Annotated in this window: 16 protein-coding genes; 13 read left to right on the top strand and 3 right to left on the bottom strand. The window is 61.6% G+C overall.

Annotation, left to right across the window (positions count from 1 at the left end; translation table 11 throughout):
- The first annotated feature begins 50 nt into the window (after positions 1–50).
- The 9 genes from JAO85_RS19400 (at position 51) to JAO85_RS19360 (ending at position 10,157) form a co-directional block, all read left to right on the top strand.
- Positions 51–932, top strand: a complete 882-nt coding sequence (locus tag JAO85_RS19400; RefSeq protein WP_012838434.1) for an ABC transporter permease — start codon at positions 51–53, stop codon at positions 930–932.
- Positions 933–1,066: 134 nt separating this feature from the next.
- A complete protein-coding gene (locus tag JAO85_RS19395; protein ID WP_003064901.1) occupies positions 1,067–1,861 on the top strand; it encodes an ABC transporter ATP-binding protein in 795 nt (264 codons plus the stop codon).
- A 599-nt stretch (positions 1,862–2,460) separates the two neighbouring features.
- Entirely contained in the window at positions 2,461–3,873 is a 1,413-nt protein-coding gene (locus JAO85_RS19390; protein ID WP_003064899.1) for an amino acid permease, read from the top strand.
- Positions 3,874–4,058: 185 nt separating this feature from the next.
- Complete coding sequence (locus tag JAO85_RS19385) at positions 4,059–5,435, top strand: DUF1329 domain-containing protein (RefSeq protein ID WP_039050779.1); 1,377 nt, start codon at positions 4,059–4,061, stop codon at positions 5,433–5,435.
- A gap of 58 nt (positions 5,436–5,493) precedes the next feature.
- Positions 5,494–5,874 carry a hypothetical protein gene (locus tag JAO85_RS19380; protein WP_164091599.1) on the top strand — a complete coding sequence of 127 codons (381 nt, stop codon included), beginning with the start codon at positions 5,494–5,496 and terminating at the stop codon, positions 5,872–5,874.
- 38 nt (positions 5,875–5,912) lie between these two features.
- On the top strand, positions 5,913–7,628 hold the full coding sequence (locus tag JAO85_RS19375) for a SulP family inorganic anion transporter (protein ID WP_202788816.1): 1,716 nt from the start codon (positions 5,913–5,915) through the stop codon (positions 7,626–7,628).
- A gap of 40 nt (positions 7,629–7,668) precedes the next feature.
- Positions 7,669–8,463 (top strand): GGDEF domain-containing protein, encoded by a 795-nt coding sequence (locus JAO85_RS19370; RefSeq protein WP_052057607.1) that lies wholly within the window; start codon positions 7,669–7,671, stop codon positions 8,461–8,463.
- A 4-nt stretch (positions 8,464–8,467) separates the two neighbouring features.
- The gene (locus tag JAO85_RS19365; protein WP_042438298.1) at positions 8,468–9,319 is read left to right on the top strand and encodes a MinD/ParA family protein; all 852 of its coding nucleotides are present in this window, start codon (positions 8,468–8,470) and stop codon (positions 9,317–9,319) included.
- A 52-nt stretch (positions 9,320–9,371) separates the two neighbouring features.
- Positions 9,372–10,157 (top strand): sulfurtransferase, encoded by a 786-nt coding sequence (locus JAO85_RS19360; protein ID WP_202788792.1) that lies wholly within the window; start codon positions 9,372–9,374, stop codon positions 10,155–10,157.
- 149 nt (positions 10,158–10,306) lie between these two features.
- On the opposite strand, the gene JAO85_RS19355 is transcribed toward JAO85_RS19360, so the two are convergent.
- From JAO85_RS19355 to JAO85_RS19345, 3 genes are all read right to left on the bottom strand, one after another.
- Complete coding sequence (locus JAO85_RS19355; RefSeq protein WP_034355547.1) at positions 10,307–10,861, bottom strand: flavodoxin family protein; 555 nt, start codon at positions 10,859–10,861, stop codon at positions 10,307–10,309.
- Between the two features lie 170 nt (positions 10,862–11,031).
- Positions 11,032–11,439: a DoxX family protein gene (locus JAO85_RS19350; RefSeq protein ID WP_012838442.1), complete on the bottom strand. Its 408-nt coding sequence runs from the start codon at positions 11,437–11,439 to the stop codon at positions 11,032–11,034.
- A 69-nt stretch (positions 11,440–11,508) separates the two neighbouring features.
- The gene (locus JAO85_RS19345; RefSeq protein ID WP_202788791.1) at positions 11,509–12,210 is read right to left on the bottom strand and encodes a pirin family protein; all 702 of its coding nucleotides are present in this window, start codon (positions 12,208–12,210) and stop codon (positions 11,509–11,511) included.
- Between the two features lie 121 nt (positions 12,211–12,331).
- Between JAO85_RS19345 and JAO85_RS19340 the strand changes: the two genes are divergently transcribed.
- The 4 genes from JAO85_RS19340 (at position 12,332) to trmB (ending at position 16,383) form a co-directional block, all read left to right on the top strand.
- Positions 12,332–13,270, top strand: coding sequence for a LysR family transcriptional regulator (locus JAO85_RS19340; protein ID WP_034366916.1), 939 nt, complete (start codon positions 12,332–12,334; stop codon positions 13,268–13,270).
- Positions 13,271–13,403: 133 nt separating this feature from the next.
- On the top strand, positions 13,404–14,519 hold the full coding sequence (locus JAO85_RS19335; protein ID WP_202788790.1) for an NAD(P)/FAD-dependent oxidoreductase: 1,116 nt from the start codon (positions 13,404–13,406) through the stop codon (positions 14,517–14,519).
- Positions 14,520–14,560: 41 nt separating this feature from the next.
- Positions 14,561–15,619: a tRNA glutamyl-Q(34) synthetase GluQRS gene (gluQRS, locus tag JAO85_RS19330; protein WP_202788789.1), complete on the top strand. Its 1,059-nt coding sequence runs from the start codon at positions 14,561–14,563 to the stop codon at positions 15,617–15,619.
- Between the two features lie 29 nt (positions 15,620–15,648).
- A complete protein-coding gene (gene trmB / locus JAO85_RS19325) occupies positions 15,649–16,383 on the top strand; it encodes a tRNA (guanosine(46)-N7)-methyltransferase TrmB (RefSeq protein WP_003074922.1) in 735 nt (244 codons plus the stop codon).
- Positions 16,384–16,470 lie beyond the last annotated feature (87 nt).

Here is a 16,470-nt window from a genome sequence, read left to right as displayed (position 1 = left end):
CATGGCCCTGCCGATTTTTTTAGACGTTTGCCGCGCCTGTCGCTCTCTCTATGTCTCTATTTTCCATCCTCGGTGCCATTGAAATTGGCCTGATCTTCAGCCTGGTGGCGCTGGGCGTCTTCATCTCCTTTCGCTTGCTGCGTTTCCCCGATCTGACGGTCGACGGCAGCTTTCCCCTTGGCGGTGCGGTGTGCGCCATTCTGATTTCCACGGGCACCAACCCCTGGCTGGCCACGCTGGCCGGCACGGCAGCCGGTGCCGTGGCGGGCTTCATCACAGGCTGGCTCAACGTCAAGCTCAAGATCATGGACCTGCTGGCCTCCATCCTGATGATGATCGGCCTGTACTCGGTCAACCTGCGCATCATGGGAGGCCCCAATGTGCCGCTGATCAACGAACCCACGCTGTTCACCATGCTGCAGCCGGCGAACATTGACGACTATGTGATGCGCCCTCTCATCATGCTGGGCTTCGTCATCGTGGCCAAGCTGGCTCTGGACTGGTTCTTTGCCACCGAACGTGGTCTGGCCATCCGCTCCACGGGCTCCAACGCCCGCATGGCCCGCGCCCAGGGCGTCAACACCGGCGCCATGATTCTGCTGGGCATGGCAATTTCCAATGGCCTGGTCGGGCTGGCCGGAGCGCTGTTCGTGCAGACGCAGGGCGGCTCCGACATCTCCATGGGCATCGGCACCATCGTCATCGGTCTGGCGGCCGTGATTGTGGGCGAGACCATCCTGCCCTCGCGCAAGATCATCTGGGCCACGCTGGCCGTGGTGCTCGGCGCCGTGGTCTACCGCTTCTTCATCGCTGCGGCCCTCAATATCGATGCCATCGGCCTCAAGGCACAGGACTTGAATCTGGTGACGGCAGTGCTGGTGACCATCGCACTGGTGATTCCGCAAATCAAGAAGAAGCTGAAAAGAAAGTAACCCCCTGAGCGGCTTTGCCGCGTCCCCCAAGGGGGACGATGGCCTTTGCTGCGGGGCGGCCCTTGCTGGCCCTCTCGCCAAGGAACTGCAGCACTAACAAATGCTGCGCCCTCAGTGACTGATCGGAATACATCATGCTGAACGCACAAAACCTCGAACTCACCTTCAATCCCGGCACGCCGATCGAAACCCGCGCCCTGCGCGGCCTGTCGTTGTCCATCCCCGACGGTCAGTTCGTGACCGTCATCGGCTCCAACGGCGCAGGCAAGTCCACATTTCTGAACTGCGTCTCGGGCGACCAGAGCGTGGACAAGGGCAAGATCGAAATTGCCGGCATCGACATGACGCGCATGCCGGTATGGTCCCGCTCCAAGCAGGTGGCCCGCGTGTTTCAGGACCCCATGGCCGGCACCTGTGAAGACCTTTCCATCGAAGAGAACATGGCGCTGGCGCACGAGCGCGGCAACCTCCGCGGCCTGTCCAAGGCAGTGAAGGCCAGCAATCGCGAGCTGTACCGCGACCGTCTGGCCACGCTGGGCCTGGGTCTGGAAAATCGCCTGACCGACCGCATCGGTCTGCTCTCGGGCGGACAGCGCCAGGCCGTGAGCCTGCTGATGGCGGCGCTGCAGCCTTCGCGCATTCTGCTGCTGGACGAACACACGGCCGCTCTTGACCCGCGCACCGCGGACTTTGTGCTGCAGCTGACGGCACGCATCGTGCAGGAAGCCAATCTGACCACCATGATGGTGACGCACAGCATGCGCCAGGCGCTGGATGTGGGCACGCGTACCGTCATGCTGCACCAGGGCAATGTGGTGCTGGACGTCAGCGGCGAAGAGCGCTCCAAAATGGACGTGCCCGACCTGCTGCATATGTTCGAGAAGGTACGTGGCGAGAAGCTCGCGGATGACGCCTTGCTGCTCAGCTGATGGAGGCCGGACGGACTGACCGCACACAGTTCACTATCAAAAAAGAAGCTGCCAGTCCTTGATAACCATTGGCTGGCAGCTTTTTTCATCTCAAGATAGAAACTATCGACAACCAACATTGACATTTCGGCATTTATTTTTGACGAAATTGACAATAAAACAATCAAATAGACAGAGCCATGCCGAATGCACGCCAAGTATGAAGCCGCTCTCGTCGACGATTTGACGAAGATTTAAGGATATTTTTTGGAATTCCTGATCCAGTCATTAATTCTGAAATATCAAACACTTAGATATCGATTCAAGCCATGGCTGCCCTAATCCACAGCTCACGCTGTACGGCTCATGCGCAAATCGCTCACAATCTGCACCCTATCGGAAGCCACTGAGCACGATGCATGTCATCGCCGTTCACGCTGACCGCGTTGATACCCGGGGACTCCTGATATCAGGGCGCAACAAACGGGCATGGGGCCCAGGCTTTTACCAGCCAGGACCGCCAAGGCTTCATGATCCGCAAAAAACCAATATCTCTCATGAGCGATAGCCAAGCAAAAACTGACAACGGTGGCTTGCACCGTTCCCTCAAGGCCCGACATATGTCGATGATCGCCATCGGCGGCTCCATCGGCACCGGCCTTTTTGTCGCCTCTGGCGCAACCATCTCGCAAGCAGGCCCCGGCGGCGCATTGCTGGCCTACATGATTGTGGGCCTGATGGTCTATTTCCTGATGACCAGTCTGGGCGAGATGGCTGCACACATGCCAGTCTCCGGCTCTTTTGCCACCTATGGCGCCAAGTACGTGGATGAAGGCTTTGGCTTCGCCCTAGGCTGGAACTACTGGTACAACTGGGCCGTGACCATTGCCGTGGACCTGGTTGCGGCGCAGCTGGTGATGGCCTACTGGTTCCCCGGCACCAACGGCGTGCTGTGGAGTGCACTGTTTCTGGCACTGATGTTCGGCCTGAATGCACTGTCCGCCAAGGGCTTTGGCGAGTCCGAGTTCTGGTTTGCCGCCATCAAGGTCACAACGGTGCTGGTCTTCATCGCCATCGGCGTGCTGATGATCTTCGGTATTTTGCAAGGCGGCGCGCCTGACGGTATCTGGGGCAATATCGCCAACCTGAGCACAGGCGACGCGCCGTTTGCGGGTGGTTTTGCAGCCTTGATCGGCGTGGCCATGGTGGTGGGCTTTTCCTTCCAGGGCACGGAGCTGATCGGCATCGCTGCCGGCGAATCCGAAGATCCCGCCAAGAATGTGCCCAAGGCCGTGCGCAAGGTGTTCTGGCGCATTTTGCTGTTCTACGTCTTTGCCATCCTCATCATCGGCCTGCTGATTCCCTATACCGATCCCAAGTTGCTGCGCAACGATCTGGGCGATATCGCCGTCAGCCCCTTCACACTGGTGTTCGAACGTGCCGGCCTGCTGGGTGCCGCTGCCGTGATGAACGCCGTGGTGCTGACCTCCGTGCTGTCGGCCGGCAACTCCGGCATGTATGCCTCCACCCGCATGCTGTATGCGCTGGCCAAGCAGGGCATGGCGCCCAAGCTGTTTGCCCAGGTCAACACGCGTGGCGTTCCCGTGCTGGCATTGATCGCCACCACCGTGATTGCCGCCCTGTGCTTTCTGACCAATATCTTCAGCCCCGAAGTCGTCTACATCTGGCTGCTGAATCTGTCCGGCATGTGCGGCTTTGTCGCCTGGCTGGGCATTGCCATCAGCCACTACCGTTTCCGCAAGGGCTGCGAAGTGCAGAACTACGATATGAACCAGCTGCCTTACAAGGCAGCGGCCTTCCCCTTCGGCCCCATCTTCGCCTTTGTGCTGTGCCTGATCATCACCTTGGGCCAGAACTATGAAAACCTGATCAAGGACCAGATCGACTGGGTCGGTGCCATCGCCACCTATATCGGCCTGCCTCTCTTCCTGGTCATCTGGTTTGGCTACAAATGGGTCAAAGGCACCAAGATCGTCAAATACTCGGAAATGGATCTGAACGGCTCGCGTTAATACCTAGTCATTTTTGATCCCACCCAAGGCAGCGCCGGCAACGGCGCTGCCTTTTTTGCGTCCTGGGACTGCCTCGAATGCCGTCGATTAGTCCCAACAGACGATTCATGTCATGACAAATATCTGAAGAATAAATGCTCACAGGCAACGGCCTGCAAGGTTTTTTCACTAGGAAAACAAGAGCAATGCAACAAAAGACGATGAGCACAGCACTGATGCTGTGCATAGGTTTGCTGAGCGCAGGAGCCGCCTGTGCCAAGGTTCCCGCCACGGAAGCCGACAAGCTGGGCAAGGAGCTGACCTGCACCGGCGCCATCAAAGCCGGCAATGCCGACGGCAGCATCCCGCCATTCACGGGCAAGATCCTGGGCGTTCCTCCCGGCGTGAAGTTCACCAAGTCAGTGGGACAGTTCCAGCCCGATATCTACGCCAACGAAAAGCCGCTGTTCGAAATCACGGCCGCCAACATGGCGCAATATGGCGACAAGCTCAGCGCCGGCCAGAAGGCGCTACTCGCCAAGTTCCCCACCACCATGCGCATTCCCGTCTATCCGGGCCACCGCGACTTCCGTTATGACGACGACATCTGCGCCGTCATCAAGCGCAATGCACTGGAAGCCGAGGTAGTCAACGACGGCAATGGAGTCAAGGGCTTCATGGGCGCTCTGCCCTTCCCCATTCCAAAGACCGGCCTGGAACTGCTATGGAACAACCTCATGCCCAGCCGCGCCAGCACCGAAGAGGTGGAACGCGACATGGCACTGGTGGGCGCAAGCGGCGATATCGCCTGGGGCCGCACCAGCTATATCCAGCTCAGTCGTTATGACTCCAAGGAAAATCTGGGCAAGCCCAACGAAGGCAAATACGCTTATGTGACCAATTTCTCCATCCTGCCCGAGCGCGAAAAAGGCGGAGTGATTCTGTCCATCGAGCCCATGAACTTCGGCACGGACAAGCGCCTGGCCTGGAATTACGATCCCGGCACTCGCCGCGTGCGCCAACTGCCCGAGTTCGGCTATGACCAGCCCTCCCCCGGCACCAGCGGCAAGGCGACCATCGACTCCGAGCGCCTGTTCAACGGCGGCTCCGAGCGCTACGAGTGGACCATGCACGGCAAGCGCGAGATGTTCATTCCTGCGAACACCTTCCGCATCAACCAGCAGATGAAATACGCCGATCTGCTCAAGCCCGGTCATCCCAACCCTGCCTACACCCGCTATGAACTGCGCCGCGTCTGGGTACTGGAGGGCAAGCTCAAGCCCGGCTTCCGTCACCTGTACTCCAAGCGTGTGATGTTCATCGACGAAGACACCGGTCACGCCGTCTCGGGCGACTTCTACGACGCACGCGGCCAGTTGTGGCAGCACGGTGAAATCAATTACTACTATGCCTACGACATCAAGAAATGGCATGCGGGCACATCGTTCTACTATGACCTGAATGCCGGCTCCTATGTGAGCATGAATCTGGTCCAGGAGCGCCCCAAGGCACCGATTCTGGGCAAGGACGACCTCAAGCCCAGCCAGTACACTCCCGAGGCGATTCGCAACCTGGGCAACTGATAGACAACAGGTGGCTCAGCCACCGCGCGCACCGCACCGCAAGGTGCAAAGAGAGGCCATGAGCCTCTCTTTTTTATGGCCGCTGCCGCCCCGAAACTGGTGCGCACCCCGGCATATGCGCGGGCTGCGTGCTAGGATGAAACACGGTGCCAGCATTGAAAACCATAGCAGCTGGCGTCGTTTTTTCTGTCTTCGAGTCGATTTCAACGTGAACATCATTCACAAGCAGCCAACGACCCACCCGGTCGCATGGCAGGGCACGGATCTGGCGGGCGACCCCTTCCGGACTCATCGGCCATCCGCCGACACCCTTGCCGCCATCGCTGCCATGCGGGCCCGGTTCGAACAACGCCTCGAGTCACTTTGGAACAAGGCGTCCCGCTCGGCCAAGGTCGCAGCCTCGTCCTGTTTTAATCCCTGCACAACAAAGCCCGACTAAGCTTGCAGACGATTTAGTTCGCCGCAATCATGACTTCCATGCAATCCCTGGCCCGATGGCTGCCCTTTCTTAATTGGCCCAAACCGACTTTCGGCCTGCTGCGCGGCGAGTTCTGGGCCGGCTTGACCGTGGGCCTGATGTTGCTGCCCCAGGGCGTGGCTTACGCCGCGCTGGCGGGCATGCCGCTGATTACTGGCATCTATGCCTCCATCATTCCTGCTGCGGTGGCCATCCTCTTCAGTCCGTCGCCCCGCCTGGGCGTGGGGCCGACGGCGCTGAGCGCCTTGCTGATCGGCGCCTCTCTGACCGGCATGGCCGAACCGGGTTCGGCCCAGTGGGTGGTGCTCGCTGCATGGATGGCCATTCTGTCGGGCCTGGTTCAATGGAGTCTGGGCGTGGTACGCGCGGGCTGGCTGCTCAATCTGGTCACCTCGCCGGTACTGGCAGGTTTTACCCAGGCTGCTGCGCTGCTGATTCTGGCTTCGCAGCTGCCCACCCTGCTGGGCATGCGCGCTGACTGGTCCACCGTCTGGCATTCGCCGTCCATCTATCTGTTCAGCATCCAATCCATCGCCTACGGTCTGGTCAGCATGGGCTTGCTGATGTTGGCCAAGAAATGGCGTCCTGCTTTTCCCTCGGCCATTTTCATCATCGGTCTGAGCGGGTTCATCAGCTGGCTCACGGGCTTCGCCGATGCGGGCGGAGCCGTGATCGGCCACCTGCCTGCGGGACTGCCCAGCTTCCAATGGCCCGGCATGCTGGACTGGGAGCAGTTCGGCGCCCTGGTCATGCCCGTGCTGGTCATCTCCCTGGTCAGCTTTCTGGAAACTGCCTCGAGCGCCCAGGTCGAGCATCAGCAGGCCGGCACGCGCTGGAACGAGAACCAGGATTTGATCGCCCAGGGCCTGTCCAAGATCAGCGCCGGCCTGTTCGGCAGCTTTGCCACCAGCGCATCTTTCTCACGCTCTGCCGTCAATCTGCTCGCAGGTGCCAGGACCGGCTATGCCAACGTCTTTTCCATTTTGCTGGTGGTCGTGGTCGTGCTCTGGTTCATTCCCTGGCTCTACCATGTGCCCCAGGCAACGCTGGCTGCCATCGTGATCACCGCCGTGCTCAACCTGGTCAAGCCCAGCGCGATTCTCAAGCTTTTCAGGATCTCCAAGGTCGAAGCCTGCATCAGCGTCGCCACGCTGGTGCTGACCATCGTCACCGCCCCGCGCATGTACTGGGGTGTGTTCGCGGGCATCATGCTCAGCCAGGCTTACTACCTCTATCACCATCTGCACCCGCGCATCATCGAGGTCGGCGAGCATCCCGACGGCAGCCTGCGCAGCCGCCTGCTTTGGCAATTGCCGCCCCTGGCACCTGAAGTCGTGGCTCTGCGCATGGATGCAGACCTGGACTTTGCCACGGCCACGGCACTTGAGCGCTACGCGGCCGATGCCCTGCAGCAAACGCCCCAGGCCAAAGACCTGGCACTGCTGATGCAGTCCATCAACAGCATAGACATCACCGGAGTCGAAACATTTGCCCGACTGGAACGCCTGGTCGCATTGCGCGGCGGTCTGCTGCACGTGGTGGGATTGAAGTTGCCGGCCGAGCAAAGACTGGAACGCGCCGGACTGCTGCACAAGGAAGGCAGCCCCATCAGGCTCTATCGCACGGATGCCGACTTTCTGCGAACGCTTGGCAATTTCCCCACAGAACTGACCCGGATCAACGCTGACGAAAAGCCTACATCCACAAAAAGCTAGGGGTCGCTGCTACACTGACGGTCATCATTGATAGTTTGTCGTGACTTCATCCGCCCCCCACCAATCCGTGTTTTTGCGCGATCTGCGCCTTGCCACCGCACACAATCTGGTGACTCGCGCGGGCGGTAGCGATAACCGTCTGCCCACTGACACTCCCACCCATTACCTGCAAGCACTCATTGATGGCTTGTGCGCACTGTCTTTGCGCGACCCCCTCACGGGGCTGGCCAACCGACGCCATTTCCGCTCCGTGATCGAGCGCGAAATCGACCGCGTGGCCCGCTCCGGAGAAACCGCACTGCTGCTGATGCTGGACATCGACCATTTCAAGCAGATCAACGACGAGCACGGTCATATTGCTGGCGATATGGTGCTGCAATCCGTGGCACAGACCCTGTCCGAAATCATTCGCCCCATGGACACCCTGGCGCGCTTCGGTGGTGAAGAATTCGCCATAGTGCTTCCGGTGTGCCCTGCGCATCAGGGCCGCGCGGTCGCCGAGCGCTTGCGCCAGGCCATCGAAAGCAACTCCATCGCTTTGTCCTCTGGCCAGTCGCTGAAGATCACTGTGAGTATCGGCGGGGTCTACGCCCAGCAATGGATTCGCAGCACGGCGCAACTGTGGACCGAGCGTGCCGATCGCCAGCTCTATCTGGCCAAATCGGCGGGACGCAACTGCGTCTGCGTGGAGGATCCGCCCGACAGTACGGTGAGTGCCGAGGAAAAAAGCCTGCTTTTCAGCCCTTTGCCTGCCGCTTCGTTAGAGGAAAATGTCTCTGACAATACAGCACCAGACGTAAACACCGACGCCGCAAGCCAGGTCATAACGCCTTGAGACGATGGACACCTTGGCCCCTCACCCTACTTTGCCCGCTCATATATCCATGGAAGATGCCCTGCGGGCGCCTGGCCGCAACAAGCAGGCCCACATCATTGCCGTCACCAGCGGCAAAGGCGGTGTCGGCAAGACTTTCGTCTCGGCCAATCTGGCTGCTGCGCTGACGCGCCATGGCTTCAACGTGCTGGTATTGGACGCGGACCTGGGCCTGGCCAATCTGGATGTGGTGCTCAATCTCTACCCCAAGGTCACGCTGCACGATGTGTTCACGGGTCGCTCCACGCTGGAAGATGCCATTCTGACCACGCCGGGCGGCTATTCCGTGCTGCTGGCAGGCTCGGGCATGATCGAGTACTCGCGCCTCACCCCCGAGATTCGTTCCCAGTTCATGCGCACGGTGGAGTTGCTGCGCCCGCGCTACGACATCATCCTGCTCGACACCGGTGCCGGCATCTCGGATGTGGTGCTGTTCTCCGTCTCTCTGGCAACCGAAGTGCTGGTCGTGGCCACGCCCGAGCCCACTTCGCTGACCGATGCCTACGCCGCCATCAAGGTGCTGGCCCTGCAGCAAAAGCGCCAGCAGATCCGTCTGGTCATCAACCAGGCGCAACGCCCCGGCGATGGCCGCGCCATCACGGGCCAGTTGCAGCAGGTGCTCAACCGCTTCGTGACCACCGAGTCCGGCCAGCCGCTGCAGCTGACCCACTGGGGCGATATTCCGGTCGACTCCGCCGTGCGCGAGGCCGTGATGCGCCGCCAGCTGCTGCTGCAGGCCATGCCCGGAGCACCCGCATCCCTCGCAGTGGCACAGCTGTCCAATAAAATCAAGGCAGAGCTGACGGCCCCGGTCTGAGCTGCATCACCGTCGATGCAGCAGCCGCGCGGCCGCCCCCCCGGATATCGACGTGGCCGACATACTCAACATCTCCTGCTACAAATTCACGCCCCTGCCCGACGCCGACCAGCTGCGCCAGACGCTGCTGGAGCGTGCGCATGACCTGAGCCTCAAGGGCACGGTGCTGCTGGCCGAAGAAGGCATCAACTTTTTCCTTGCCGGCCCAGCCGAGGCCGTGCGCAGCTTTGTGGACCAGCTGAAGCAAGACCCGCGTTTTGCCGACCTGGCTCCCAAGGAAAGCTGGTCCGAGACCGTGCCCTTTCGCAAAATGCTGGTCAAGGTCAAGAACGAGATCATCCGCATGGATCATCCCGCCATTCGACCCGCCCATGGCCGTGCGCCATCGGTCAGCCCGGCCACGCTGCGCCGCTGGCTGGAGCAAGGCCATGACGACGAGGGCCGCGAGGTGGTGACGCTGGACACGCGCAACGACTACGAAGTGGACGAAGGTGCGTTTGCCGGCACGATCGACTGGCGCCTGAGCAAGTTCACCGAATTCCCGCCCGCACTGCGCCAGCACAAGGACGAATTCGCCGGCAAGACCGTGGTCAGCTATTGCACTGGCGGCATCCGCTGCGAAAAGGCCGCCATCCTCATGCAGGACGAAGGCATCGAAAACGTCTACCAGCTCGAAGGCGGCATCCTCAAATATTTCGAGGAGACCGACGGCAAGTTCTACGACGGCAGCTGCTTCGTCTTTGACGGTCGCGACTCGCTGGGCACCGATCTGTCGCGCACCGAGCTGGTTCACCCCCGCCCCATCAAAAAGCATCTGATGGAACAGGACGCGGAGTAAGCAGCGCCAAGATGGTGCTCAACGCCACTATCAAAAACTAAGCAGCTAGCGCTGACTCAGGCTAAATTTCAGAAACATTCATCACTGAAACCTATGCAGGACTAGCGCTAGCCGCTTTGAATTGGATAGCACCCAACTGAGCTGAGCGCTTATCTGGCCCAGCGTGCTGCGGCCTTGGCCACGCGCTCGCCAAACTGGCGTGCGGTTTCCAGGTCACCGCCGGCCATCTCGCCAGCCGATGAGTCAGAGGGCGACTGCGCCATGGCACCGCAGAAACTGCCCATCCAGTTCACATCGTTGCGCTGGGCGGCCTTGGTATTCGAAGGCAGCAGGCCCAGTCCCACCCACACGCCGCCATGCTGCATGGCCAGGTGGTAGAAATAATCGAGCGTGACCTGCTTGTCGCCCTGCACGCTCGCGCTGTTGGTAAAGCCGGCAAACAGCTTGTCCTTCCAGGCCTGGGCAAACCAGGCCTTGGACGAGGCATCGGCAAATTTCTTGAATTGCCAGCTCGGAGCAGCCATATAGGTCGGCGCGCCGAAGACGATGGCATCGGCCGCGGCCAGTTGCTCCCAGCCGCCCTCGGGCAGATTGCCATCGGCGTCGATGGCCAGCAACTGTGCGCCCGCGCCCTGGGCCACGGATTGCGCCATGCGCTGGGTATGGCCGTAGCCTGAGTGGTAGACCACAACGATATTGCTCATGATTTCTTCTTTCCTGCTTGCATCGGCGCAGCCATCCGCCGCGCCATCCTGTATCTGTGCCAAATAAAGGCCCGCCGGATTGACACCCGGCGGGCCTTGTCTTTCGAGAGCGCGCTAGCTTAACAAAGCTATGACCGCTTGCGCACTTTCAGCCTGCGCTGCCTCATGCTTCAGCCTTTGCGGCCGTCCACGCTCCAGGCGCCTGCCCCATGGGCGGCGTAGCCAAGTAGCCCCCCGACCACGGCGATGTTCTTCCAGAACAGCAGCTGCTGCATCATGGCGGCCTCTGCGGGCACGCCCCAGAAGTTATGGAAGAAGAAGCTGGCGATCAGCGTGAAAAATCCCAGGATCAAGGCCGCGCAGCGCGTATGCCAGCCCAACAATATGGCCAGACCGCCCACGATCTCGATCACCAGGCCCACCGCCACCGCCACCTGGGGCATGGGCATGCCCGCCGATGCGGCGTAACCCACGGTGCCCGCAAAGCCACTGATTTTCTGAATGCCTGCTGGCAGAAACAGCAGGGCAATCAGCACACGGCCCACCAGGTCCAGAGGATTTCGCAATTGATTCAACATTTAAACTCCAGTCATTGCGACCCAGGGCCGCGTTGGTTCATATCAGTACAAGCCTTGAAATCGTCAGACTCAAGGTTCCAGGTCAAACACCAGAACTTCCGCAGCCCGGCCATTGGCAAGGCGCAGGCGCTCCTCATTTTCAATAAGTGCAGCGTCGCCGCTTGTCAGCTTTTGTCCATTCACGTCCAGCTCGCCACGCACCAGGTGCACATAGGTCTTGCGACCGGCTGGCAGGGCCACATCGGCAGCCTCTTCTGCATCGAACAGACCGGCATACAGGCGTGCATCGGCATTCATGCTCACCGAACCCTCGGCACCGTCGGGTGAAGCCACCAGACACAGACGCCCACGCTTTTGCGCCTCGCTGAATGTCTTCTGGGCATAGCCTGGCTCGATACCTGTCCGTGCGGGCAGCAGCCAGATCTGCAGAAAGTGCGTGGTCTGCTCCTTGGCGTAGTTCTGCTCGCTGTGCACCACCCCCGAGCCCGCGCTCATGCGCTGCACCTCTCCAGGCAGGATGGGGGTTTCATTGCCCATGCTGTCCTTGTGCGAGAGCGCACCTTCGAGCACATAGCTGATGATTTCCATATCGCGGTGGCCGTGCGAGCCAAAGCCTGTGCCGGGGGCAATCCGGTCTTCGTTGATCACGCGCAGATTGCCGAACCCCATATGGCGCGGGTCGTAGTAACCGGCAAACGAAAAGCTGTGATAGGACTTGAGCCAGCCGTGGTCGGCGTAGCCGCGTTCCTGGGATTTGCGCAGAGTCATCATGGTGTGCTTCCTTTCGTTCAAGTGACTGTCTCTATGGGCTCTACTGTAGAAGTCACCTGCCAGGCTGTGGCTGAACGGCGTTGATGGCATCATTCAAACTGTTTGAATCATCAATCTCACCATGCCCAGCTCCCGCGATGTGCTCACCCCCGACAGCCTGGCCATGCTGCAGGCCATTGCCGAAACCGGCAGCTTTGCCGCCGCTGCGCGCTCCCTGGGCCTGGTGCCCAGTGCGCTGACCTACCGCGTGCGCCAGATCGAGGATGCGCTCGATGTGCTGCTGTTTGACCGCAGCTCGCGCCATGCCCAGGCCACGGAGGCCGGCCAGGCCCTGCTGCGCGAAGGCGCCCGCCTGCTGCAGGAGATCGACGCCGTGGCGCACCGCGTCAAGCGTGTGGCCACGGGCTGGGAGCCGCAGCTGACCATCGTCATCGACGGGGCCGTGGCCCGCACGCCCATCTTCGAGCTGGTCGAAGCCTTCTATGCGCTGACCCCGCCCACCACGCTCAAGCTGCGTGATGGCATTCTCAACGGCACACTGGAAGTGCTGACCAGCGGCCATGCCGATCTGGCCATTGGAGTGGCGGTCAACACCAGCAATGTCTCCGAGCTGCAGACGCGCGAAATCGGGGAGATGGATTTCGTCTTCGCCGTCGCGCCCCACCACCCCCTGGCCAGACTCGATGAGCCGCTGTCCGACGAATTGCTGCTGCAGCATCGCATGGTGGCCGTGGCCGACTCGGGCGTGCGCAGCAACACCAGCTTTGGCCTGGTCAACGGCCAGGACGTGCTTACTGTGGACAGCATGCAGGCCAAGCTGGAGGCCCAGATACGCGGCATTGGCGCCGGCTTTCTGCCACGCGGCATGGTTCAGGCCTATCTCGATGCCGGCCTGCTGGTCACAAGACAGGTGCAGCGCGCCAGTCGCAATCTGCGTCTGCACTATGCCTGGCCCGGCCCGGCCCACCGCACGCCCGGGCGCGCGCTGCAATGGTGGCTGACGCAGCTCGAGAGTCCGGCCACGCGCAAGGCGCTCATGGAAAACCATCACCGCCAATAAGCTGCGGCGGCTCACAGCCGACATCCGGGAGGTGTAGAGTGAGTTGCGCTGCAACAATTCAGCACAAGCAGCACTTGCTATCTTTTGGATAGCTGCTACGCTAGAACTCAAACGGTGTCGAAAAGGCTTTTTCATGAATGCTTCCCGCACTCGCGCGTCCGCAACTGCCTCCGCTTCTTCCCCTTCCCCGCATACCGGCGCCAAGCGCATTGCCGTCATCGGCGCGGGCATTGCAGGTCTGGCCTGTGCCCGCACGCTGATGCAGGCCGGGCACGACGTCCATGTCTATGAGCGCCTGACCCAGGCCGGCGGACGCATGCGCTCGGTCAGCGGCCCCTACGGCAGCTTTGACATCGGCGCCCAGTTCTTCACCGTACGCGATCCGCGCTTTCAGCAAGTGCTGGACACCACGCCCGGCAATTTGCGCGCCTGGAGCCTGAACAGCGTGCAGACCCGCAACGCCCAGGGCCGCAGAGTCGACAAGCACACGCCGGTGCGCGAGACCCACTGGGTCGGCATGCCCGATATGCAATCGCTGCCACTGGCCTGGGCAGCGCCGCTATGGGATGCCGGACGCCTGCATCTGGGCCAGTCCCTGCGCGCCATGAGCCACCACATTGCCAGCGGCAGCAGCCACAGTCGCCACCAATGGTCCCTGATGCTGGATACCGAAGACCACGGCCCGCAGATTGCTGCCGACTTCGATGCCGTGGTGCTGGCCGTGCCGGCGCCCGTGGCCGCGCAGCTGCTGCAGACCGCGCCTCAGGGTGCGGCTCTGGCCAGGACACTGGCCCCTGTGGAAATGGCCCCCTGCTGGGCCATGACGCTGTCCTACCCCATGGCCGCGCAGGCCGGACTGACCACACTGGGCCCGCAGTGGAATGCCGCACGCAGCACGCATGAGCGCGTTGCCTGGGTGGCCCGCGAGTCCTCCAAACCCGGCCGCGCCCAGACCGAGCGCTGGACGATTCATGCCAACCCGCTGTGGTCCAACGAGCACCGCCACGACGACGCCACGCGCGTGCTTGCCAAGCTGCAAAAGGCCTTCGGCGAGATCACGGGCATCCGCGTTGCGCCGCGCCATGCCAGCGTCTACCTCTGGCAGCATGCCCAGACGCTGCCCCCCCTGGGCAGGCCGTTCAGCCACGACCCCTCGGTCGGCCTGAGCCTGTGCGGGGACTGGTGCATAGGCATGCGGGTGGAAGACGCTTTTGTCTCGGGTCTGGAAATGGGGCTGGCCCTGGCCTGAGCCAACTGCGCGCAGTCAAGGGGCGTAAGATGGCGTCCCTCATGACTGCGGCCCTCTCCCGTCCCCCCTCCAGCGCTCCCTGCACGGGGCCATATATCGGGCGCTTTGCGCCCTCTCCCACCGGGCCGCTGCATGCCGGCTCTCTGGTCGCGGCGCTGGCCAGCTGGCTGGATGCACGCGCCCACCACGGACGCTGGCTGATTCGCATCGAAGACATCGATCCGCCACGCTGCCAGGCTGGCGCCGACCAGGAAATCCTGCGCCAGCTGGCCGCCTGCGGCCTGCACTCCGATGCCCCCGTGGTCTGGCAGTCGCAGCGCCATGCACTCTATGAAAAAGCGCTGCAACAGCTGCAGGCGCAAAAAATGGCCTACCCCTGCGGCTGCACGCGCAAGGACATCGAAGCCGCCTGGCTGGCACAGGGACTGACTCACGAGCGCCATGTGGAGCGGCCCTACCCCGGAACCTGCCGCCATGGCCTGCAGGGCAAGCCTGCCAGAGCCTGGCGCTTTGCGCTGGAGCAGCAGGTACATGACTTACAAGAGAATCAACCCGAAACACCCTTCCAACAAGCGCAAGCAGCTACGCAAAGCATAGCAATCGGGCACTCTTGCCTGGAAAGCAAGCGCCCCGTGCTGCACTGGCAGGACCAACGTCTGGGCGCCCAGCAGCAAAACCTGCTCGCCAGCGTGGGCGACTTTGTGCTGCGCCGAGCGGACGGGCTCTGGGCCTACCAGCTGGCCGTGGTCGTCGACGATGCCGAGCAAGCCATCACCGATGTGGTGCGCGGCGAAGACCTGGCCGACAACACCCCTCGCCAGATCGTGCTGCAGCACGCCCTTGGTCTGACCCAGCCGCGCTATCTGCACACGCCGCTGGTCTGCATGGAAAACGGAGAAAAGCTCTCCAAACAGCATGGCGCACCCGCCGTGGATGTCAGCCAGCCGCTGACCGTGCTTTCTGCCGCAGCGCAGCAGCTCGGCCTGCCACAAGCGCCCGCAGCCGCATCCTCCAGCAGCGAAAGCCCCGCAAGCGCCTTGCCTTTGGCGCTGGACTTCTGGGTCCGGTGCTGGCGCCAAACCTACAATATCGCCCCGTGACTTCTTCAAATCCAACACCTACCACCGATATGGCCGAAAACGTGCCAGCCGCTGACGCATCCGCAGCATCCCAAGGCCAGGCGCCCGAAGGCGTGGCCTATCCCAAGACCATCAAGAGCTATGTACGCCGCGCCGGCCGCACCACCACGGGCCAGGCCAAGGCTTTTGAAGAACTGGGTCCGCGCTTCCTGCTGCAATACCAGAAGGCTCCTCTGGACGCCGCTGCCGCCTATGGCCGCGACGGCAAGCTGATTCTGGAGATCGGCTTCGGCATGGGTGAAGCCACCGCCCATATCGCCCGCGTGCGCCCCGACGATAATTTCCTGTGCTGCGAAGTGCACGAGCCCGGCGTGGGCGCGCTGCTCAAGCGCATTGGCGAGCAGGAGATCGAGAACATCCGCATCCTCCAGCACGATGCCGTGGAAGTCATCGACAACATGCTGCCCGAAGCCTCGATCGACGGCGTGCACATCTTCTTCCCCGACCCCTGGCACAAGAAAAAGCACAACAAGCGCCGCCTGATCCAGAGTCCGCTGATCGCCAAGCTGGCTGCTCGCATCAAGCCCGGCGGCTACATCCACTGCGCCACCGACTGGGAACCCTATGCGGTGCAGATCCTGGAAGTGCTGAACGCAGAACCCATGCTGCAGAACACGGCCGAGAACTACGCCGAAAAGCCCGACTACCGTCCGCTGACCAAATTCGAAAACCGCGGCATTCGCCTCGGTCATGGCGTCTGGGACCTGGTGTTCAGGAAGAAGTAGCCCCCTGAGGCGCTTTGCGCCTTCCCCCTTTTCTCTACGCGCTTCGCGATAAGGAAAGGGGGACGACACCCTCGGTGCGGGGCGGCG

It is taken from the genome of Comamonas sp. NyZ500 (assembly GCF_016772095.1).
In the GTDB taxonomy this organism is placed as follows: domain Bacteria; phylum Pseudomonadota; class Gammaproteobacteria; order Burkholderiales; family Burkholderiaceae_C; genus Comamonas; species Comamonas thiooxydans.
The sequence above is the reverse complement of the archived record's forward strand: the minus strand, read 5'-3'. Positions and strand labels throughout refer to the sequence as shown.